At 58.1% G+C, this 22,675-nt stretch carries 17 protein-coding genes; 11 read left to right on the forward strand and 6 right to left on the reverse strand.

The window, feature by feature from the left end:
* Positions 1–30: 30 nt before the first annotated feature.
* The 6 genes from EV130_RS16655 (at position 31) to EV130_RS16680 (ending at position 7,801) form a co-directional block, all read left to right on the forward strand.
* Complete coding sequence (locus EV130_RS16655; RefSeq protein WP_081377235.1) at positions 31–1,320, forward strand: polysaccharide biosynthesis/export family protein; 1,290 nt, start codon at positions 31–33, stop codon at positions 1,318–1,320.
* Between the two features lie 22 nt (positions 1,321–1,342).
* Complete coding sequence (locus EV130_RS16660; protein WP_074064455.1) at positions 1,343–2,641, forward strand: O-antigen ligase family protein; 1,299 nt, start codon at positions 1,343–1,345, stop codon at positions 2,639–2,641.
* A gap of 333 nt (positions 2,642–2,974) precedes the next feature.
* Entirely contained in the window at positions 2,975–3,937 is a 963-nt protein-coding gene (locus EV130_RS16665) for a glycosyltransferase family A protein (RefSeq protein ID WP_132550747.1), read from the forward strand.
* Between the two features lie 56 nt (positions 3,938–3,993).
* Positions 3,994–5,061, forward strand: a complete 1,068-nt coding sequence (locus EV130_RS16670) for a glycosyltransferase family 8 protein (RefSeq protein WP_165918535.1) — start codon at positions 3,994–3,996, stop codon at positions 5,059–5,061.
* 90 nt (positions 5,062–5,151) lie between these two features.
* A complete protein-coding gene (locus tag EV130_RS16675) occupies positions 5,152–6,603 on the forward strand; it encodes an oligosaccharide flippase family protein (RefSeq protein WP_165918536.1) in 1,452 nt (483 codons plus the stop codon).
* Between the two features lie 379 nt (positions 6,604–6,982).
* Positions 6,983–7,801: a hypothetical protein gene (locus tag EV130_RS16680; protein ID WP_132550753.1), complete on the forward strand. Its 819-nt coding sequence runs from the start codon at positions 6,983–6,985 to the stop codon at positions 7,799–7,801.
* 73 nt (positions 7,802–7,874) lie between these two features.
* On the opposite strand, the gene EV130_RS16685 is transcribed toward EV130_RS16680, so the two are convergent.
* Positions 7,875–8,606, reverse strand: coding sequence for a sugar transferase (locus EV130_RS16685; protein ID WP_132550755.1), 732 nt, complete (start codon positions 8,604–8,606; stop codon positions 7,875–7,877).
* A gap of 429 nt (positions 8,607–9,035) precedes the next feature.
* Here EV130_RS16685 and EV130_RS34240 point away from each other — a divergent pair, with 429 nt between their 5' ends.
* The 5 genes from EV130_RS34240 (at position 9,036) to EV130_RS16710 (ending at position 16,049) form a co-directional block, all read left to right on the forward strand.
* Complete coding sequence (locus tag EV130_RS34240; RefSeq protein WP_165918537.1) at positions 9,036–9,245, forward strand: exopolysaccharide production repressor protein; 210 nt, start codon at positions 9,036–9,038, stop codon at positions 9,243–9,245.
* A 182-nt stretch (positions 9,246–9,427) separates the two neighbouring features.
* A complete protein-coding gene (locus EV130_RS16695; protein ID WP_074064448.1) occupies positions 9,428–10,576 on the forward strand; it encodes an NAD(P)/FAD-dependent oxidoreductase in 1,149 nt (382 codons plus the stop codon).
* Positions 10,577–11,043: 467 nt separating this feature from the next.
* On the forward strand, positions 11,044–12,642 hold the full coding sequence (locus tag EV130_RS16700) for an FAD-dependent oxidoreductase (protein WP_165921940.1): 1,599 nt from the start codon (positions 11,044–11,046) through the stop codon (positions 12,640–12,642).
* Positions 12,643–12,850: 208 nt separating this feature from the next.
* Positions 12,851–14,263, forward strand: coding sequence for an FAD/NAD(P)-binding protein (locus EV130_RS16705; RefSeq protein ID WP_132660888.1), 1,413 nt, complete (start codon positions 12,851–12,853; stop codon positions 14,261–14,263).
* 289 nt (positions 14,264–14,552) lie between these two features.
* Positions 14,553–16,049, forward strand: coding sequence for a DegQ family serine endoprotease (locus EV130_RS16710; RefSeq protein ID WP_132550761.1), 1,497 nt, complete (start codon positions 14,553–14,555; stop codon positions 16,047–16,049).
* 156 nt (positions 16,050–16,205) lie between these two features.
* Here EV130_RS16710 and EV130_RS16715 read toward each other — a convergent pair whose 3' ends face one another.
* From EV130_RS16715 to EV130_RS16735, 5 genes are read right to left on the reverse strand one after another with little or no spacing between them, the layout of a single operon-like run.
* A complete protein-coding gene (locus EV130_RS16715; protein ID WP_074064445.1) occupies positions 16,206–16,994 on the reverse strand; it encodes a crotonase/enoyl-CoA hydratase family protein in 789 nt (262 codons plus the stop codon).
* Entirely contained in the window at positions 16,994–17,863 is an 870-nt protein-coding gene (locus EV130_RS16720) for a hydroxymethylglutaryl-CoA lyase (RefSeq protein ID WP_074064444.1), read from the reverse strand. Before EV130_RS16720 ends, EV130_RS16715 begins: the two co-directional genes overlap by 1 nt.
* On the reverse strand, positions 17,863–19,839 hold the full coding sequence (locus tag EV130_RS16725) for an acetyl/propionyl/methylcrotonyl-CoA carboxylase subunit alpha (RefSeq protein ID WP_132550765.1): 1,977 nt from the start codon (positions 19,837–19,839) through the stop codon (positions 17,863–17,865). Before EV130_RS16725 ends, EV130_RS16720 begins: the two co-directional genes overlap by 1 nt.
* A gap of 7 nt (positions 19,840–19,846) precedes the next feature.
* Positions 19,847–21,454 (reverse strand): carboxyl transferase domain-containing protein, encoded by a 1,608-nt coding sequence (locus EV130_RS16730; RefSeq protein ID WP_132550767.1) that lies wholly within the window; start codon positions 21,452–21,454, stop codon positions 19,847–19,849.
* Positions 21,451–22,614 (reverse strand): isovaleryl-CoA dehydrogenase, encoded by a 1,164-nt coding sequence (locus tag EV130_RS16735; RefSeq protein ID WP_074064441.1) that lies wholly within the window; start codon positions 22,612–22,614, stop codon positions 21,451–21,453. The genes EV130_RS16730 and EV130_RS16735 overlap by 4 nt, the downstream gene beginning before the upstream one ends.
* Positions 22,615–22,675: the final 61 nt, after the last annotated feature.

Consider the following 22,675-nt stretch of genomic DNA (forward strand, 5'->3'; position numbering starts at 1 on the left):
GCCTTTGCCAGGCGAAGATAGGAAAGTACCATGAGGTTAGTTCGTCAGCTTTCACTTGCCGCGCCTAACGCCATTTACGCGTTACCGCGGCTGTGCCTTGCAATACTTGCCGCAGTCGTCTGTCTTGTTCAACCGGCGTTGCTGTCGGCTGCGCGCGCTGATGCCTACAAGCTTGGAATCATGGACAAGCTGTCCGTCCGCGTGGTCGAATGGCAAACTGCCGAGGGGCAGTTTCGCGAGTGGCCGGGTATTACAGGCGAATACATCGTCGGTCCGAACGGCGATCTCGCTCTGCCGTTTGCCGGTGAGCTGAAGGTCACCGGTCGGTCGACCTCTGAGGTGGCGCACGAGATCGCACGCGCTCTCCAGGAGCGTTTCGGGCTTGCCAATCCGCCCGAAGCTTCGGTAGAGATTCTGGAATTCCGGCCGATTTTCGTAGCTGGCGAAGTCCACACGCCCGGCAAATACCCCTACGATCCGGAGATGACTGTTCTCAAAGCGATTAGCCTTGCGGGCGGCATGCGTCGCGGATTGCACGAAGGTCAGCGGTTCGAACGGGACTTCATCAACGCCAGGGGCAGCTACGAGGTGCTGGTCGCCGAGCGCGCCCGTCTGATGGCGAAGAAGGCGCGACTTGCCTCCGAGGCTGCCGGCAAGGAGAAGATTGCGGTTCCCCAAGACCTTGCCGCCATCGCGCAATCGCAAACGCTGATCGAGGATGAAATAGCAATCATGGAAACGAACCGCAACGCGTTCGACCTTCGCCTCAAAGGGCTTGATGAGCTGCAAACCCTCTACAGCAACGAAATCACCTCGCTCAGCAAGAAGGTCGACAACCAGACACGGCAAGTGGACCTTTACAAGCGGGAGCTTGAAAAGACTGCCAAGCTCGTCGATCAGGGCCTGGCAGTCAGTTCCCGGGCGCTGGGCCTGGAGACGACGCTTGCCGAAACCCAGAGCAACCTGCTCGACCTCGATGCTGCCTCGCTGCGCGCCAAGCAGGAGATGAATAAGGCCGCACTCGACACGATCGATCTGAAGAATGAGCGCAAATCCAAGATTGCGCTCGATATGCAGGAAACGAAGTCGCAGCTTGATGAAAATGCGCTGCAGCTTCAGATGTATCGCCAACTGATGGCAGAGGCGCTGGTGAATGCGCCAATGGCCTCGCAATTGACCGGAGGCGACGCCGACAGGCTCATCAGCTATTCGATCGTGCGCACAGTCGCCAGCAAGATACAGGAGATTCCAGCGACCGAAACGACCCCCGTGCAGCCGGGAGACTTGGTCAAGGTCAGTGTCACCAACGAAAAATCATAGGACTTGGGGTCGGCAGGTCGGCATGCGTATCAGCATCAATGCTTTCTTATCACCCGGACAGAACGCCCCCTTTGCGATCTCTGCTATGATCGCGACGATGTTTTTCATCGCCTATGCGCAACTGTTTGGCTCTGTCTTCATTTTGTTGTTCTATCTCGTGTGGCTGCCTCTTCTTGCCATGGATCCGCGCGCAGTCATCGGAGATCCACGGCCTTTCTACTGGATTTTTGCCTTTTCCATCTTTGCGTGCCTGTCCTTTTTTTGGTCCGCGGTTCCGGGGCTCAGCCTGCGCGGCGGACTCCAATATCTTTCAACGATTGCCTGCGCCTTGATTGCTGCACGGGTCGTGCCTGTAAAGGCGATGGTTTTGGGAATGAGCCTCGGCGCATCGCTGGTGCTGCTCTACTCACTGATGTTTGGACACTTCAGCTACGATCCTCTTGATGGCGTCTACAGCTTCATCGGCGCCTTCGCGTCGAAGAACCAACTCGGCATGTTTGCCGCGCTCGGCGTTTTTGCCTCCTTCTCGCTGGTCTTCATTCTGCGCGTGCAGATGATCTGGCGCATCCTGGCCCTGATGTCCGGCGTCTTCGGCGCCTTTTCGTTGCACGCCGCCCAGTCGGCGACGTCTACGATCACGATCGCCGCAACGATCGCCGTAGCGGTCGCTGCGGTCTTTTTGAAGCGGTTCTCACCGCGACACAGGACTGTCCTCTTCCTGTCTATCGTTCCAGCAGCAGCCGTCGGACTCCTAATTGCGCTGAGTAGCGGGCTGTTCGGCGCCATCCTCGGCGTCTTCGGCAAGGATGCGACCTTGACAGGCCGGACATATCTTTGGCAGCGCGGTATCGAAATCGCACACGACGAACCGATCTTTGGCCTCGGTTTTCAGGGTTTTTGGGTCCAGGGCTTTTCCCAACCGGAGGTCTTGTGGCAGCAATTCTACATTGCCTCGCGTGCGGGCTTTCACTTTCATAATACCTACATCGAGGCCGCGGTCGAACTCGGCTATATCGGGCTGGTCTTGCTCGGCGCCGTTATTCTTGGCCTCCTCGTTGGATACATCAGACGCCTCCTGTCATCAGGCGCGCGAGACGAGGACGTGATCCTCTTCGGTATCGTCATACTGTTCATCGGTCGCTCCTTTTTCGAGGTGGATTTTCTCAACCAGTACACGATCGGAACCTTCCTCATCTACTATTGTGCCGGTGCACTCGCAAAACCGGTCGCGGGAACGGCAAGCAGCGCCTCGGTGCGGTACTATTCTCAATTCGCTGGCAAAGAAGGTTTCCATGTGCCTCGCCGTGGCGGTCACGCTTGACCGCCGAAAAAACCGTGAGGCGACCGATGGAAGGCATTGATCTGGTTCTGTCGACTATCGTCTGCCCGATGTACCACCGTCCGCTCACGAAACGGTCGGCGCGGCGTTGTTTTTCAAATCCTGCCGTATTCCCAAGGGCGGCAAGCTGACGCCGAACCGTCATCAGAAGCACAGGAACGGCGCAAAAGATCTTTGATAGTCAGCTATACAGCGTATCCACAGTATCGTAATAATAAATTGGATTCCAAGCCAAGCCATTGTTGACTAATATCACCTGAACTATAACATAGCTTTAGTTCTTCTTTGGATTTCTTTCGCGTGGTGGAATGTACAATGTCTATGCCACTTGTCGCCGTTGTGACACCGACATATAATGGCGGGCGGTTCTTGGCTGAAACAATGGAATCCGTCCAGCAGCAAGATTGGCCAAATCTTGTTCACGTTGTTCTCGACAACAATAGCAGCGACAATACCGAAGAGATTGTCTCCGCCTATTTGAACAGGCGCATCCCTGTCCTTCGCTTCCGTAATGAAAAAACGCTGGATCAGCGTGCAAACTGGACGCAAGCGTATCGCCTCGTACCCCAGGACGCTGTCTATGTGCGCTATCTCTGCGACGACGACACGATCAGCCCGACGTCGATCTCCAAGATGGCGACACTCGGCGAAACCTTTCCCAATGTCGGAGTCATTGGCAGCCTGCATGACTGCGCGGGTGGCGTTCAAGATTTCTTCTGGCCACCCGGCAAGCCGGTGTTTTCCGGCAAGGAAGCCATGCGTATGGCGCTGCTGCGCCAGGGCATTTTGATGCCGGTCCAGATGATGTGGCGCAAGCGTGTGACTGACGCGCTCGAACCACTTTTCACTGGTGACATGGAAGGCAGTTGGGACCTCGATACGGTATTCCGGATGCTGGCCATCAGCGATTTCGGTTTTGTGCATGAAGCGCTTGGCTTTACCCGTGTTCACGAAAATACGGTAACTGCCTTACATTATGCCGGCAAAACCCGCGCCTGGACGCGCGATGGCCTTGATCTCATCATGCGCCACGGCCCGGTCGCCTTCGGGCCAGACTACCGCCGCCAGCTTCTTACGTTTCGCCGTTACTACGTGCGCCGCATTTTGACCTGGTGGCGCGAAGATCGCGGTCGCGAGCATCTGCAACCGCATTTAGATGCACTGGCAAAGGCCGGCTTTGGTGTTAACGGCCTGCTTGTCGTCGATGCCGTCCTGGACTGGATTTATGTCAAGCTTGGCATGCGCCGCGCCTGGACCGGATACCCGGGCTGGCAATAAGCGGCGAACGTTCGATGAAATGAGACAGGAGCATGAGGCTCCCGCATGGAGGGGTAATGAGTGATCCCGCATTTGAAGGAAATCTGGCATCTCCTACCATGGGCGCCTTGCCGATGAAGACTGCCAGTTTGCGGTCAATCACCGGGGGCCTGAACGGCCGCCCCCTTGCCGAACCTCTACTTGAGGCAGCAATGCAGCGATACAGCCGCCCGCGCCCGCCAGCATCGGAGGTGGCAATCGCCTTTGGACTCGATACCACTTACCTGCCGCATGCAGCTGTTGTGCTGGCATCGCTTATCGCTAACGCACCGGGCGCAAAATTCCGTTTTCTGGTGGTCCATGATGGCATTTCCCCCCAGGCCCGTTCGACCTTTGAACGCTGCGGCGAAGGGCATCGTTTTGATTGGCTGGAGATCAAAGGCTCAAGCGTCCTTGGAATGCCCGGCAAACGCCATATCAGCCGCGCCGGCTACTACCGACTGATGCTTGCCGAACTTGCCCCGCCAGATATCGATCGGGTCCTTTATCTCGATGCCGACCTCGTCGTCATGGGTGATATTCGCGAACTCTATGCATCCGATCTGGGAGAGCATGCAATTGGCGCGGTCTGCGACGTCGGCATGGATGGCGAGGTGTTCGCCGAGCGCTTTCAGCTGCAGCCCCAGCGTCTTGGCTACTTCAATTCCGGTGTGCTGTTGATGGATCTCGCCAAGCTGCGTGCCAGTGACGATCTTTCCAAAGTGATTACCGTTTTGGAAACGCGTATCGACGACATGGAATATGGTGATCAGTGCGCGCTGAACGTTGTCTTCTGGAGCCGATGGAAACAGCTTGACATATTGTGGAACGTCCAACGCCGCATGCTGATGCCGCAGGAAGGAAAGCCCTGCTATGCAACCGCTGCCGAGATAAAAAAAGGGCGCCGACCAAAGATCATCCACTTCACCGAGCACAACAAACCCTGGTCGACGGACGGATGGCATCCGTTGATCTGGACCTATTATCGCTACCTGAAGAAGACCCCTTATCGGGCCCAGGTCCTCAAGCTTGGCGAGGTCCACTTCGTCAAGGATCTGCGTCGGAAAATCAAGACCATCGTCAACTGGTACCGGTTGCAGGCGTGAGGCAGACCTGGATTTCCAGGCGCACATGCTTGATCATGACCCGCAGCGGCGCAACGGCGCCGGTTACACCTTGCACAGATGAGATGGTCCATGTCTGAAACGTCGCTGGCAACGGCACTTCGAAATGGCATTGCCTGGAACACCATCAACGCGATCTTTTCGCAGAGCGCCGGTTTTGTCATCTTCCTGGTTCTTGCGCGCATGCTGGAACCGGCCATCTTCGGAGCAGTCGCGCTCTCTGCTGTTGTTGCCGACTTCATTGCCAATGACGGCCGCTATGCCGGCATGGATGCGATCCTGCAGCGTGGTGACTTCGACAAGAAGAGCTTGAACGCAGCCTTCATTTCCCTTTCCTTGGTCGCCTCCCCCTTCGCGCTCTTTCTGGTCATGGCTGGGCCTATGATCGCAAGCTTTGAGGACGCGCCGCTGGTCGGCTACTATATGCCGATTTTCGGGCTCCTCTTGCTTTTTACGCCGTGGCTGTCGGTGATGGATGCGCTCATAATGCGCGAACTGGGCTTCAAGACGTTTGCCAAGCGCAATATGATTTCGACCCTTGCGGGCGGTATCGCCGGCATCACCTTGGCATTCTCACCGCTGGCAATTTGGGCGCTGCCTGCCCAGCGCATTGTTTCGACAATGGCCGTTGTTGTCTTTGAGTTCCGTCATACCGCTTGGCTTCCTGGGCGTCATATGGAAAAGGGCGCGTGCCGAGACATTCTTCGCCGCTTCCTGCCTCTGTGGATGGTCGCCGCCATTAACATATCCATGCAACGCGCCGCCGTGCTGGTCTTCGGCATCCGCTTCGATGGCGCGACCGTCGGTCTCTTCCGGGCCGCCGATAGGATCAGCGAGTCGCTGCAAAATCCCCTGGTCAGCCCGCTCTTTGCGCTTTGGTTTCCTTTGATGAGCAAGGTGCGCGGCAACCTTGCGGCGGAACGCGAAGTGTTTACCGCCATCATACGCACCGCTGCCTTCGTGACACTGCCGGCCTTTACCGGACTGATCGTTGTCGCCGATGATGCGGTGGCTTTGCTGTTGCCCTCTTCCTATGCAGGGGTTGCGCCCATTCTTCGCGCTGTGGCGATCACCTCGCTGATGATCCCGATCGTCTGGTTCAACCCCATTGCAATGAACGCGCTTGGCTTGAACCGCATGTCGCTGCAATATTCCACCCTGGTTGCCCTGACGTGTATCGGTGCGCTCGTCGTCATACCGACAGGCACGCCGGGCGCGGCGATTTTGGTGATGTCGTCGCCGGCGCTCGTCTATGGTGTGATCGGCAATATGTTGTTGCTGCGCCGGCTGAACCTGCCAGCGAAGGTGCATTACATGGGGCTCGCGCCGGCCGCAGCGGCGGCACTCGCCATGGGCATCATCGTCTATTATGTGCAAGCAACAGCAATGGCTGGGATGCAACCCTCCTTCCGCCTCGCGAGCTCGGCGAGCCTTGGCATGGTCATCTATTTCGGCTGGCTAACCTGCTTCAGCCGAGGCTGGATGATCGAGCGTATCCAGCTCCTGCGTGGACAAGGAAGATGACGCTCTCCTTCAAAGCCAGGTGACAGTCCCGGCGCAAGCTTCACCGTCTATCCTTCTCTCATGCGAAAGCGGAGAGCGAGATGAAGAAAGCGACGTTGCTGAATGCCACCGGGCTTTCCCTGCTCCTCTGGCTCTTTATCCTGCTCGCGATTGCCTGTCTGCTGCGCTAGCGCAAGCAGAAAGGATCGGCGCGCCAAGAGCTGCTCCGGGCTTGCCTTTTTCAAAGGATAGAAATTGGCAGATCGTATGCATGAATAAACCTGAGGCATTTGTGTCTCATTATCCAGATAGCGTAACATCATGAGCCTAAAATCGAAGTTTTTATCTGGCCTTTAGTCAGATATGTCTTCATATTGTTAGCGCTTCTACGGATGGTATAGTGATGTTACTCAATGATACCGTGTTTCCTGCCGTTCAGGCAGCATCAATCTGCATACTTGACAGACTTTTGGTCAGCGAGAGCGCTGAATTATCATTTTTGTACTTTCACTATGAGGCTCGCTTCGTCCTTATCATGCGCACAGCAGGTGCGCCGGCAAGGTGCGAAATCATTGAAGATTTCGAAGAAAAGACCGGGGCGGCGGCCGACAATTATTTCCGTGACTTTGCAGCGGCTGTGCTCGAAGTCAGATCCAGCGAGCTTGGACTTTATCTGACATCTGCAATATCTCCGGCAGAGGGCTTGGCAAATGGTGCGGTCGGGATCGCAAGGCGTGCTGGACGACACAGCGACGCGCTCGCCCTGGAAAAGCTGAGCGCCGCAAGCTTCCTGATTGGCCAGTTGCTCAAAACATTCACCGAGATCGCAAACGATGTGCCGCAACACGATGCCCTGCCCGGACTTGTCTTACATCGTGCCCTTGACGCGCTGACCATCCTTTTTGATCTGCGGGTATCTTTGCTGCGCAGCTTCGAGGGTATTGAAGCTTATCGGGAACGACTACTGATCCTGATCATCGCGCTGTCGACAATGGCAGCGAGCGCACAGGAAGCAGAGGCCGTCAGTGTCGAGATCGCGGGCGGGGCAGCAGAAGGATCGGTGACTTTCATCCAAAAGAACGCCACGCTAATGTTTCCGTTCATGAGCGGCCGGGATGCTGCGATCCTAAGGCGCGCCGTCAATGGCCTTGGCGCGCGGCTATCGGTCCAGCGTGATAGTCAGACCAATATTACCCGCGTCCAACTCATGATTCGCTAGTGAGGTTGGCCCCGAAAGCTCCCGGACTTACGCACCAGCACAGTCACGAACCGCGCTGCCTACAGCGGCCTTCTCAATGATCGAGCTGAAACCTTTCATCCTGGAACAGACCACCGATCGCCCGGACCAAAATTTTCAAATCACCAAAAAAACTCCACTGTGCGGCATAGGAAGCAGCCGCCATCTCTCCGTTCTTGACGCCGTCCGCCGTGGCGCAGCAACCGCTGATCATGCCTGGCCTGCAGAACTGTGCCGACACATTGACCCTTTTTACGAAGCCGCGCTCAACGGGCAGCGATGGTGGACCAACGAAGCTCATGTCACCAAGGAGCACGTTGAAAAGTTGCGGCAGGTCATCAAGCCCTGTTCGATGAAGAACTCGTCCAACTGGCGTAAGCAGAATGTCGTCCTTCAGCGTTTCCGTCATGATCCAACTGGCAAGCTCGTCTGGATAGCGCGACAGATGCTGACCCAACCGGAGGCGCCAGTCGACCGGCAGTTTCCGGAAGCTGTAGCAGTCAAACGCCTCTCCCCCGGCGGATCGCCGTCTTTCCAAGTGAAGGATCGGTCCGCCGTCGGAAAGACGAACAAGTAACGCGATCGCAATCATCAGCGGCAGAAGGCAAATGACAGCCACTCCCGCCAGAACGACGTCAAAAATCCGCTTCTGCGCACCCCCCGCAGGCTGCGGGATGTGACGATCGCCGTGATCACGTGAGGGATTTGCAAATTCGGCATCGTATTTCATTCTGAGGCCTCCACAGCGCTGGCCATTTAAATCGTAGTGATCAGTATTTTCAAGCAAAATCTGATGTATACCTCGAAAGCATGAACTACGTCTTGGAATACCCTACGTTACCGTAGGTAGCGTTACGTCATGAACGATTTACACGACGTCATTCATCTGGCGCATAGACTTCAGATTTGCGCCGATGACTCATTATCTTTCGTTTTGTAATCTTCTATGTTGCCGGTTACTGGCAGGGTCTCGTCATTTGCCGAAAATGTCGTTATCAAAAATGCGTTTAATGACTTTTTAACGATGACATCTTTTTGACATCTTGTCTGTTGAAGGTTTCAAGTGACGCATTAAGCATGGTAACATTGCATCAAAGAACTCAGTTATCTCTGATTATGCGAAGTATTGCGGGACGATAGAAGAAGGTCCCAGATCAGAGTGTGCGTCGCGAGGCCGGAGGGGGAGTTCATGTACGCACCCAGGGTTTTTGTTTCGATGGCCGCCGTGCTCATCGCTTTCTTTTGCGCGATATTATGGATACAAGGATCCGTTCTCAGCGCATTTGCCGATAGTCTGTTATGCGCTGTGCTGATCCAGTGCGGGTATTTTCTCGGGGTGCTGTTTCTGGTCTGGCACGAGGAGGCGTCCAGGCCTTCTCGCGCCCTTGATATTTCGAACCAGGCGGTCCGTCCCCGATCCCGATGAGGTCACGATCCTTTCAAGCAGTCCCCATGACTGTTTCAGATCGGCCCGAGGTGAGCGTTCTCCAATCTCGCATGACGAAAAATCTGCACCGCTTTGCACGCTGCAGAATTGACTTCGCTGCTCAGAGGTCAGATGAATGAGGGTGGTTCTTGCGTGGCGGCGGTTGGTGAGATGAAAGCCGGATGAGCAGATTGTTTGTCGACGCCATTGTCGTTGGCGCAGGCGTCATCGGCCTGGCGGTTGCCCGCAAGCTCGCGCTTTGCGGCCTTGAAACCATCATTCTCGAGCGCGCCAACGCAATCGGCACAGAAACTTCGTCGAGGAACTCGGAAGTTATCCACGCCGGTCTTTATTACCCACAAGGTTCGCTCAAGGCGACGGTATGCGTCAACGGCCGGGAAGCGCTTTACGACTATTGTGCCCGCCGCGGCGTGGAAGCGCGCCGGGTAGGCAAGATTCTGGTTGCAGCAAGCCCCGAGGAATTACCCAAACTTGAAGCGATTGCTGCGGCAGCCAAACGCAACGCCGTTTTCGACCTAGTTCCGCTCACACAAAGCGACGTCGCCGACCTCGAACCGGAGCTGCACTGCGCCGGCGCGCTGCTCTCGCCATCGACGGGCATCATCGACAGTCACGGCTATATGCAGGCGCTGCGCGAGGATTTCGAGACTGCCGGCGGCATGATCGCCTTCCACACGCCGGCTGTAGCAATCAGCTGCGGCGGTGCGCGGATCAGACTGACCACGGGCGGAGCGGAGCCTACCGAAATTGGGGCCAGCTTCGTGGTCAATTCCGCCGGCCACGGTGCCCCCGGCCTTGCGGCAAGAACAGCGGGACTTTCGCCCAACATGGTGCCGCCACAGTGGTACGCCAAGGGAAACTATTTCGCGCTTTCCGGACGCCAACCCTTTTCGCACCTCATCTATCCGATGCCAGACCATGCCGGCCTTGGAGTCCACGCAACACTCGATCTCAACGGACGCTGTCGTTTCGGGCCTGATGTCGAATGGGTCGACGAGAACTATTCGCTCGATGTTGCAGCCTCGCGCGCTGAACAGTTTTATGATGCGATCCGCCGCTATTGGCCAGGTTTGCGTGACGGCGCCTTGCAGCCGGATTATGCCGGGATACGGCCAAAGCTTCACGACGCAACCATGCCAATGCCGGACTTCCGCATCGACGGACCGCACCTGCACGGCGTCAAAGGCCTGGTCAATCTGTTCGGGATCGAAAGCCCGGGGCTGACGGGATCGCTTGCGATCGCGGATGAGGTTGCGGCCGCGCTTGGAGTTGCAGCAATAAGCAAGCCACCCATTCCGATCGATAATTAGTTCTTATACTCCTTATCTTGCTTGCGCGGCCGAGTTCACCGAGCAAGGGAGCGGAATCTCCTGCAATCGACGCCTTCTCGCAGGGTGATCCTTGTAAGTGCTTGGCGATGAATGCCGGAATAATGTTCCGATCCTTTGAGCAAGTGATATCAAAAAAATTTCGAGTATTAGTAGCATCGATACTGATACACGCAGTGATAGAGAAAATACTGCTCCATTGCCGGCCGCGCGATATCACTAATCTTTTCATACACATTACGTGATTGAACACTATTTCAAACTTATGATAGTAAATAAGTACTGCAGCCGACAGAATCATGCTGCCGCATCCTTCGTGAGAATCGTCGGGATTCTTCATCCAAATCCTGTTGAACCTCACGCCTGCATGTCTTTTTTTGCATTGAATGCATTGCAACATATCGCATCATAGTGACGGGGCCGGAATGATTTCAGGGCGCATTGATGACATGCCAGGTGACATCGATGTCCTAATCGTCGGATCCGGACCCGTCGGCCTCACCCTCGTCAAAGAGCTTCGGCGGGCCGACAAGCGCGTGCTCGTTGTTGAGTCGGGCGGGTTGGACCCATCTGCGGCCTCGAACGAACTCGCCGGCGCCTTGATCCTGGAGCCTGCCACCCATGATGACGTGCGCATCTGCGTCTCGCGCCAATTCGGCGGAACAAGCAACCTTTGGACCGGGCGATGCCTTCCCTTCGATCCGATCGACTTTGAAGATCGATTTACCGATGCTCGGTGGCCTATGTCCTATGACGAGATAAGACCGTTCTACGACCGTGCCGTTGAATACGCCAACTGTGGCCAAGGGTTCCTCGATAAGACGCCACTTGTGTCGGCAGACGCCCATTTCGAACTCACGCGCCTTGAACGTTACAGTCGTGATCCGAAACTGTTTCGCGCAAGCCTTCAGCAATTCAGCGAGGATAAGGGACTGACAATCCTCCTGAACACCACAGTCGTGGATCTGGTCCTGACGGAAAATGGCAGAGTCAGCCATATCGTGGCTCGTCACAAAAACGGTCTTGCCTACCGCATTTCATGCAAACTCGTGGTTCTTGCCTCAGGTGGGCTGGAAGCGGCGAGACTTCTGCTCAACATTCAGCGGCGTCACCCGCTGATGTTCGGCGGCCCCCATGGAGCGCTTGGCCGCTATTACATGGGCCATCTTTTCGGGCATGTTGCCGCGGTTAGATTTTCGAACAGGCCGGCTGAGGCACTTTTCGACTTCCGCAGGGACGAAACAGGCGCATACATGCGCAGACGCATCGTGCCGAGCGATACGCTAATCAACCAGCATCATCTGCCGAATGTGGCGTTCTGGCCCGACGTGCCGGCCCTTTCAGATCCGCAGCATGAAAGTGCCTTTTTGTCCGCCGCTTATCTTGCCCTGAATTTTCGTCCACTCGCACGATACCTTGCTCCTGAAGTCATCCGCCGGCATCACGCAAGCCGCCTTGATGCAATCGCCGGCCATCTCAAGAACCTCGCAATCAACCCAACCGAGATTGTCAGGCAGCTACCAGGTTATTTACGCAATCGCTATCGGCGAAGCGCCAGGAAACCCGGCTTCTTCATCAATAACAGCCGTTTGACCTACAGGCTCGCTTTCCATGCCGAACATTTCCCGGACAGACAAAGCCACGTGCGTTTGTCTGACAGTGTCGATGCCTTCTTCATGCCGCGGCTGACGATCGACATGCGCGTGCTCGACGAAAATATCCATGCACTCGTTCGCACCCATCGGCTCCTCAATGCCTGGCTTGAAAAAAACTGCCTGGGTCAACTCGATCTCGATCGAAATGACGATACGCTTGCAAGTGCCATCACTACGCGCATCCGCCATGGCACGCATCAGATTGGACTGACACGCATGGGAAGGAACCGCAACGAAGCCGTCGTCGACGCGAACTTGAAGATCTTCGATCTTGCTAACGCATATATTGCGAGTTCTTCTGTCTTTCCGACGTCGAGCCAAGCCAATCCAACATTGACGGCAATGGCCCTTGCAATTCGCCTCGCGCAGCACATCATCCAGCCGGCGCCCTAGCATTTTTCTGCAGAGTTCGAGCAACCTCAGGTTTTATTGAAGAACCTTGGCGAAACGAGTTTATATTGGCCTCTGTGAGTGCAGTTGCAGGTTCAAATTGATCTCCATTATAGATTATTTTACCGCGTCGGCCCCAAATACCGGCTAGGCCGAGCCTCGAAGAGGCCTCAAGCTCCTTCCAAATCTAAACAAAGTTGGATTAGCATCGGTGACGAAAACCCAAACGGATAGTGTCAAAAGACCGGCCATTGCCATTGTTGGCGGCGGCTTTTCCGGCGCGGGAGTAGCCTTTCACCTCGCAAGGACAATGCACGAGATGGCGCGCCTCATCGTCTTTGAGCCGCGCCGCGAATTGGGCCGCGGGCTTGCCTATGATACGGACGACCCTTCCCACCGCATCAATGTTCCGGCAGCCCGTATGAGTCTGCTTCCCGATGAACCGGAGGATTTCCTTGATTGGATTGCCGATACCGATGGTGTCGCGGACGATCCGGAAGCATTATGGCCGAATGGCAATCTCTATCCTCAACGCCGGCTCTTCGGCGCCTATGTCGCTGCGAGACTGCGCCCATACCTTGAAAACGGCAGGATAGAGCACAGGAGGACGCGTGTAAAAAGGGTGTTACCCGACCCAAAGGCTTGGATGATCACCGACAGCGATGGCGAGGAGATGCGCGCAGATTTACTCGTAATCGCCACCAGCCATCCAGCCCCCTCTGCACCGCCCAGCCTCTGCGCCGCATTGGCCGGCCACCCGCGCTTTGTTGCCGATCCGACGCGCCCCGGCTCACTCGATGCCATCCGTCCCGACGATCGGGTCCTCATTGTCGGCAACGGCTTGACATCCGCCGATATCATCGCGTCTCTAACACGCAGCGGCCATCAAGGTCCGATCACCTCCATCTCCCGCCGAGGGCTTCGTTCTCGCGGGCACCCGCCGTGCCCGCAGGAGCCCTTGGGCGACTTCCTTTCCGAGCCGGCAACAAGCGCTGCAGCACTGCTCCGCAACGTCCGAAACTCGATCGCGCAGGCTGCCGAACTCGGCGAAAGCTGGCATGCAGTCATCGATCAGGTCCGCAGCAACGGCCATGAAATCTGGCGCAATCTGCCTCTCGCCGAGCGGCAGCGCATCGTGCGTCATTTGCGACCTTACTGGGACGTCCATCGCTTCCGCATCGCACCGCAGGTCGAAGAGGTGCTGGACCGGGCGATCGCTGACGGACGCCTCGAGATCCTTGCCGCTTGCGTAGCCGGTGCAAAAATCGACGGAGCGGCGATCGATGTATTTCTATTGAGGCGAAGTGGCGAGCGCGTGGAGAAACGCTTCGATGCCGTGGTCGTGACCACCGGTCCTGCCCATGGCGGCATTCTCCAAAGCCAGATGTGGCTGCACGAACTCGCGCAGAGCGGTCATCTAACGCTCGATCCGACCGGCCTCGGAATCGCCTGCAACGAGAGCTCCGAAGCGGTCGGAACGGATGGGGTGGCGGATTCCTCATTGCTGATCTCGGGTCCGCTTGCGCGTGGCACTTTTGGAGAACTGATGGGGCTGCCGCAGGTAAGCGAACATGCTGTCTTCATCGCAGCCGAACTTGCAAAGAAATTGAAAGCGGTTCGCTGATGCGAGTACCGCCGACCGCTTGGCACCCGCCCGCATTGGTTTACGGTAGCAATAACCAGCTGTAATTCTTACATTTTTGCAATGAAACGGTAATGAACATTTAATTTGAAAATGGGCATTGGCCAGAGCATATCTTTTCGCGACGCCATTTCTTCAAACCGGCAGCATTCGCGACAGTCTCGATGTCCTCTGGAGGCCAAAGAATTGGCGCCACGTTCACCCGACGCCCGCGTTCCCCGACATGGAACCAAGACGCCGCCATGCAGTACTTCGCAAGGGACTTGTCACCATGTTACCAATCCTCCCCAAGCATCGCACCGCAGCGCTGATCGGCGTAGCGATTATCGCCGCCACTGCCGTCGCGCCGTTTGCCATCAACGCATCCAATGCCGCGGCCTCTGCGGCCGGAACCCAGGGCGCGCTTTCGGCCAGCGGCTCTTTCGCCTCCGTCGTTGATGCCGACAAGCCTGCCGTCGTCACGATCACCACGACGATGAGGGCCGACGCCAGCGCCGACGACGACCAATCGCCGATGGACGAGCAATTCCGGCAGTTCTTCGAACAGCAAGGCATACCATTTCCGAAACAGGCGCCGCAGCATCAGCACGGTGAGCGTGCCATGGCGCTCGGCTCCGGTTTCATCATCAGCCCCGATGGCGTCATCGTCACCAACAATCATGTGATCGACAATGCATTGGGCATCAAGGTGACACTCGATGATGGAACGGAACTGCCGGCCAAGCTGATCGGTGCCGATGCGAAGTCTGATATCGCTGTCTTAAAGATTGAAGCTTCGAAGCAGCTTGCAACGATTTCCTGGGGCGAATCTGATACGCTAAAGCTTGGCGATCAGATCCTGGCCATCGGCAATCCCTTCGGCATCGGCACGACAGTCACAGCTGGTATCGTGTCGGCCCGCGGCCGCGATCTGCACAGTGGTCCCTACGACGACTTCATCCAGATCGACGCCCCGATCAATCACGGCAATTCCGGCGGTCCGCTCGTCGACCACGACGGCAATGTCGTCGGCATCAACACGGCGATCTATTCACCAAACGGCGGCAGTGTCGGCGTCGGTTTTGCCATTCCCTCCGATGAGGCCAAGGCGATCGTCGCCAAGCTTCAGAAGGACGGGTCGATCGAGCATGGTTACCTTGGCGTGCAGATCCAGGCAGTTACCAAGGATGTTGCAGATGCCGTTGGGCTCAATGCCTCGCAGGGTGCGCTCGTTGCAGGCGTAACCGGGGGGAGTCCTGCCGCACGCGCCGGTGTGAAAACGGGCGATATCATCACCGCCTTAGGCAGCGAGGCCGTAAAGACGCCGAAAGACCTCTCGCGTCTCGTCGCCGACATGTCGCCGGGCGCCCGAGAGACGCTCACCGTCTGGCGTGACGGCCAGAGCACCGATCTCGCCGTCACCATCGGTAGCAACGGCACCGGCGAGAAGCAGGCAGCAGCCGAAGACAGCAGCGGCAGGACACCGGCCGGTTCGGGCATCGGAATTGCTCTTGCCGATCTGACGCCGGGTACGCGGGAGGAACTGAACCTGCCCAGAAGCGTCACAGGCGCAGTCGTCGCCAGTGTCAATCCGGACAAGACGGCCGCCGATGCAGGCATTCAGACGGGCGACGTCATCGTATCGGTGAACAACAAGGCCGTCCATAATGCAGGCGATGTGAAGAACGCCGTCACCTATGCTGCAAGATCCGGCCGCAAGTCAGTGCTCCTGCTTGTCGAACGTGGCGGCAATAGGATCTTCGTAGCGGTACCTTTCGTAGCGGCTTAACGGCGAACGTCCTGCGCTCTGCACTCCCGGTGAAAAGCGCTGTCGCTCCAAGGCCTGCGCCGCCGAGTTGCTCGGCGGCGCGCAGAGGCGATGGAAACGACGATGTTCATCGTCGAAGCCGACAGCGACATTGCCGAGCCAATCGAAGTACCCTTTTCAAGCATCACTTCGCCAGGATGGCTCCCGTCCCTCGAAGAAGGCGGCAATGCCTTCGCGCGCCTCTTCCGTTTCCCAGGTATCGGCCAATTGCTCGATGACGCTTTCGATGACCGCGTCCGTGATCGGCATTCCGAGCGAACGCGCAAGTGTCTTGGCTCTTGCCGCTGCATCCGGTGACGCCCTCAAAAAATGCCCGACTTCGGCCTCGACTGCCGCATCGAGGTCCTTGGTGGGTACAACATGCGCGGCCAGCCCGGCAGCCTTTGCCTCCGATGCGCTGATCAGTTTACCGGACATGATGAGAGGACGAGCAGCACCTTCGCCAATCCGCGCGACGACGAAAGGACTAATCGTCGCCGGGATGATACCGAGGCGAGCTTCGGTCAGGCCAAAACGGGCGCTTTCAGTGGCGATCACCAGATCGCAAACACTGACAAGGCCGACACCGCCGCCATAGGCATTGCCCTGAACACGGGCGATCACTGCCTTCGGAATTTCATTCAATGCGCGGAACATGGTGGCAAGCCGCCTTGCCTCGGACATTCGCTCAGCCCGCCCCGCCTCAAACTGGGCGCGCATCCAACCGAGATCGCCGCCCGCACAGAAGCTTGCTCCCTCTGCGGCAAGCACGATAACCCGAACGCTGCGATCAGCACCGAGAGCCTTTGATGCGGCGGTCAGTTCATCCATCATCCGGGGCGAGATCGCGTTGTGCTTTTCTGGCCGCGCAAGCGTCAGCCGCGCAAGGCCGCGGGCGTCGATATCGATGCGAAGCGTTTCAGGCATCACGACTTACTCCTCAACGCACGGGCAAATGCGGCTGCCTGCCGAAGCTTGTCTTGCGCAAGCCCTGTCGAATAACCTCTTGCCGCGAGGTGCCGCGCGACCGCCGCGGTGTCGACATTGCCCTTTGCACCGGGTGCATAAGGACAGCCTCCGAGCCCGGCGATCGAGGCATCGAAGACGCGAAGCCCATGGTCCAGCGCAACGTCGATATTCTCGAGCGCCCGGCCCGAGGTGTCGTGGAAATGGCCTGCAAGCATTGTGGCGGGTGCCTCGTCAAGCACGGCCGCGATCATCCTTGCCACAGCTTCCGGTGTTGCACGGCCGATCGTATCGCCAAGGCTGATCTCGTAGCATCCGAGGTCCCTCAGCAATGCTACCACCTTCGCGGCATTGGCAGGCGGTACACCACCGTCATAGGGGCATTCGACAACACAGCTGACATAGCCGCGCAGTGGAATGCCATGTGCGATACTTGCCTGCGCGACGGGTCTGAAACGGTCAATGCTCTCGGCAATCGAGCAATTGATATTATGCTGGGAGAAGCCTTCGGAAGCTGCGGCAAAGATCGCCACCTCGTCGGCCCGTGCCTCAAGTGCCGCCTCAAAGCCCTTCATGTTAGGGGTGAGGACGGCATACCGCACGCCAGGTACGCGGCGAATTCGGGCCATCACTTCGGCCGCGTCGACAAGCTGCGGCACCCATTTCGGGCTTACGAAACTCGTCACCTCGATACGCTCGTAGCCGCAATCGGACAGCATATCGACAAGAGCAATTTTGTCTGCCGTCTCGATGAAATGTTGCTCATTTTGCAGACCGTCACGCGGTGCCATCTCGACGATCGAAACATGTTCCTGGTGTAAAGCCGTCATCATGCCTCTCCGGCCTTCAGGGTGACGAGGACGGCGCCCTCGGAAACCTGCTGGCCCTCACTCGCGTGAACGCTTTCCACGATCGCGTCTCGCGCAGCGGTCAGCGTCAGCTCCATTTTCATGGCCTCCATGACGATCAGCGGCGCGCCTTTCGAGACTGCAGCACCTTCGCTTGTCCGCACGATCTTGACGAAGCCCGGCATCGGTGCGATCAGCCGATCGCCGACATCCGTTTCTGAGGTAGTCCCATCCAGCGGATCGGGCAGCGTAAAGAGATGCGAATTGCCGTCAAGCCTCAGGCACAACCGATGCGTCCCGCGCTCCACCTCGACGGCAACCTGCCTGCCATCGGTCTCCACTTGCAAACGGTCGGCATGTCGGCTGACGATCCTTATGGGGATGACGCGGCGGCCGTCATGGACGGCGAACATGCCGAAGCCTCGTGCAACGACGCACAGACTTGCAAGACTGCCTGCATGTTCCAACGTCACTTTACGCTGCATTTCGCCCCAGAGCTGCCAATGGCCGAGCGTGTCCCACGGATCGTTGCCGTGGCCCCTTGCCTCCAGCGACAGCACCGCCGCAAGGGCAATCACCGTGTCTTCGGCAGCCGGAATTGCGATCAAGGTCTCAAGATTGCGCTCAATCAGACCAGTGTCCGGATGGCCCGAGACAAACTCCTCCTGACGGCTCAGGTTGGTGAGAAAGCCGATATTGCTCACCGTCCCGGCGATGTGCGATGCCTGCAGTGCCCGCGTCAACATCGCAAGCGCATCGGCACGATCGGCGCCATGGACGATCATCTTGGCGATCATCGGGTCGTAGTAGGCAGAAATCCGATCGCCTGCCCTGACGCCCGCATCGATCCGCACGCCGTCTGGAAAGCGCATTCCGTCGATCACGCCCGTGGCGGGTAAAAAACCCCTTGCCGCGTCCTCCGCGTAAATGCGTGCCTCAAAGGCCCAGCCGTCGATCTTCAGCTCAGTTTGTTTTTTCGGAAGCGGCTCACCGGCTGCCACCCGCAATTGCCATTCGACGAGATCAACACCCGCAATTGCCTCCGTTACCGGATGCTCGACCTGCAGACGCGTGTTCATTTCCATGAAAAAGAAGCGGTCCGGCAGCAAGCCCTTCGAGACATCGGCGATGAACTCGACGGTCCCGGCGCCGCGATAATCGATCGCCCGCGCAGCGCGCACGGCCGCTTCGCCCATGGCGCGACGCATCTCGGCGGTCATGCCCGGAGCCGGCGCTTCCTCGATGACCTTCTGGTGGCGCCGCTGGAGTGAACAGTCGCGCTCGAAAAGGTGGACGACATTGCCGTACCTGTCTCCGAAAACCTGTATTTCGATATGACGCGGTCGAAGCAGGTACTTTTCGATCAGCACGGCATCATCGCCGAACGCCGCCTTCGCCTCGCGCTTTGCCGCCTCCAGGGCAGATGGAAGCTCCTCGGCGCCCTCGACACGGCGCATGCCCTTGCCGCCGCCGCCTGCGCGCGCCTTGATGAGAACGGGGTAGCCGATCTCGGCTGCCTTGTCCGCCAGAAGGTCCAGATCCTGGTCGTCGCCGTGGTAGCCCGGCACGATCGGAACGCCAGCGCTTTCCATCAGGGCCTTGGCGGCATCCTTGCGGCCCATTGCCCGGATCGCCATTGGCTGCGGACCAACGAAGACTATTCCCGCCGCCTCGACAGCCTCGGCGAACTCGGCGTTTTCCGAAAGAAAGCCATAGCCCGGATGAATCGCATCGGCGCCAGCCCGCTTGGCCGATTCTAAGACCCGCTCGATGGAAAGGTAACTTTCATGGGCCGCCGCACCGCCGATGCGGATCGCTTCGTCAGCAAGTTCGACGTGCAGCGCGTCGCTGTCGGCATCGGAATAGACCGTCGCTGTGCGCACGCCCAGGCGGCGGGCGGTACGAATGATACGGCAGGCGATTTCGCCACGGTTGGCAATCAGGATCTTTTCAAACATCGCCCCCTCACATCCTAAACAGGCCGAAGCGCGTGTCCTCGATCGGCGCATTCAGCGCCGCTGACAGCGACAGCCCGAGCACATTGCGGCTCTTTGCAGGATCGATGATGCCGTCGTCCCATAGGCGGGCGGAAGCATAGAGCGGATGGCTCTGGCTTTCGAAGAGATCGAGAACCGGCTTTTTGAAAGCCGCCTCGTCTTCTGCATTCCAAGGCGTTCCAGCGCGGATCAGCGCTTCGCTGCGAACGGTTGCAAGAACGCCTGCCGCCTGCTCGCCGCCCATTACGGAAATCCTACTGTTCGGCCAGGTCCAGAGGAAGCGCGGCGAAAAGGCGCGGCCTGCCATTCCGTAATTTCCGGCGCCGAAGGAGCCGCCGATCAGCATGGTGATCTTCGGTACCCTGGTCGTTGCCACTGCGGTGACCAGTTTGGCGCCATGCTTGGCGATACCTTCCGTCTCGTATTTGCGCCCGACCATGAAGCCGGTGATGTTTTGCAAGAAGACCAGCGGGATTTTCCGTTGCGAGCAGAGCTCGACAAAATGTACGCCCTTAAGAGCGGATTCGGAAAACAGGACGCCGTTGTTGGCAAGGATCCCGACGGGGATGCCATGAATATGCGCAAAGCCGCAGACGAGCGTGGCACCGTAGCGCGCCTTGAACTCGTCAAAACGCGAACCGTCGACGATGCGGGCGATCACCTCGCGGACCTCGTAGGGTGTGCGAAGGTCAGCGGGCACGATACCGGCGATTTCCGCCGGATCGTAGCGCGGCGGCTCTGCCTGGCGAAGCTCGACGGTATGCGCTTTTTGCCGGTTCAGCGAGGCAACGGCGCGGCGTGCCAGCGCCAGCGCATGGGCATCGTCGCGCGCCAGATAGTCGGCAACGCCGGAAAGGCGCGTGTGCACGTCGCCGCCGCCGAGCTCTTCGGCAGAGACCACCTCGCCCGTCGCCGCTTTGACAAGCGGCGGCCCGGCGAGAAAGATCGTTCCCTGCCCTTCCACGATGATGGCTTCGTCAGACATGGCCGGGACATAGGCCCCGCCTGCCGTACAAGAGCCCATCACCACGGCAATCTGGGGGATTCCGGCCGCCGACATATTGGCCTGGTTGAAGAAGATCCGGCCGAAGTGATCACGATCGGGAAAGACCTCGTCCTGATTGGGCAGATTGGCGCCGCCGGAATCAACCAAATAGATGCAGGGCAGGTTGTTCGCCGCTGCGATCTCCTGTGCCCTTAGGTGCTTCTTCACCGTCATCGGATAGTAAGTACCGCCTTTGACCGTCGCATCGTTGCACACGATCATGCATTCGCGACCTGCGACGCGCCCGATTCCCGCAATCAGCCCGGCTGCCGGCGCCTCGTCGCCGTACATGCCATAAGCAGCTGTCGCAGCAATTTCCAGAAACGGTGTTGCCGGGTCGATCAACTCCATGACCCTGTCGCGCGGTAGCATCTTGCCGCGACCCACATGCCGCTCGCGTGCCGCCGTCCCGCCGCCGTTCTGGGCCGATCGCGCGACGTCCTCAATAAGCCTGATAGCCTCCTGCATGGCCACCTGATTGGTCCTGAAGGTGTCAGAGTTGGTCGAGATCTGGGATTTGAGTACGGTCATGCCGTCTCCGCAAAGAGCTCACGTCCGATCAGCATTCGCCGGATTTCGGAGGTGCCGGCGCCGATCTCGTAGAGCTTGGCATCCCTTAAGAGCCGTCCTGCGGCATAATCGTTGGTGTAGCCATTGCCGCCCAGCGCCTGGATCGCTTCGAGCGCCACGCCAGTTGCCTTTTCCGCTGCATAAAGGATGCAACCTGCAGCGTCCTTGCGGGTCGTCTCACCGCGGTCGCAGGCCGCCGCCACGGCATAGACATAGGCGCGCGCCGTATTCAGCGTCACATACATGTCGGCGAGCTTGGCCTGCATCAACTGGAATTCGCCGATCGCCCGGCCGAACTGCTTGCGTTCATGCAGATAGGGCAGAACAAGATCGACGCAAGCCGCCATGATCCCGAGGGGACCGGCCGAAAGCACAACGCGTTCGTAATCCAGGCCTGACATCAGTATCTTCACACCGTCGCCGATTGCGCCCAGCACGTTCTCCTCGGGCACTTGGCAATCCCGAAAGATCAGCTCGCAGGTGTTCGAACCCCGCATCCCGAGCTTGTCGAGTTTCTGACCCGTGGTAAACCCCTGGAAAGTCTTCTCGACAAGGAACGCCGTAATGCCCCGCGATCCGGCCTCAGGGTCGGTCTTGGCATAGACCACGAGCAGATCGGCATCCGGACCGTTGGTGATCCACATCTTGTTACCGTTCAGGAGATATCGGTCGCCGCGCTTTTCGGCCTTGAGCTTCATCGAAACGACGTCCGAACCGGCATCCGGCTCCGACATGGCGAGTGCGCCGACATGTTCGCCCGAGATGAGCTTGGGCAGATAGCGGCGCTTCTGCGCGTCATTGCCGTTGCGGTTGATCTGATTGACGCAGAGGTTGGAATGCGCCCCATAGCTCAAGCCGACCGAGGCCGAGGCGCGGCTAATCTCCTCCATGGCGACGCAGTGGGCGAGATAACCGAGACCCGCACCGCCATAAGCGTCGTCCGCCGTAATGCCGAGCAAACCCATATCGCCCATCTCCCGCCAGAGCTGTGCTGGAAACTGGTTACTGCGATCGGTCTCTGCCGCCAGCGGCGCGATGCGACCACTGGCAAACCGCCTGACACTTTCGCGCAAGGCTTCGATCTCGTCTCCGAGCGCGAAATTCAACCCACCTGAATACATCCGGCCTCTCCCCTTAGCCGTCGACCACGCCGCATCGGCACCGGCATCTGCTCCTTCGAGG

Source organism: Rhizobium azibense (assembly GCF_004342325.1).
GTDB classification, from domain to species: Bacteria; Pseudomonadota; Alphaproteobacteria; order Rhizobiales; family Rhizobiaceae; genus Rhizobium; species Rhizobium etli_B.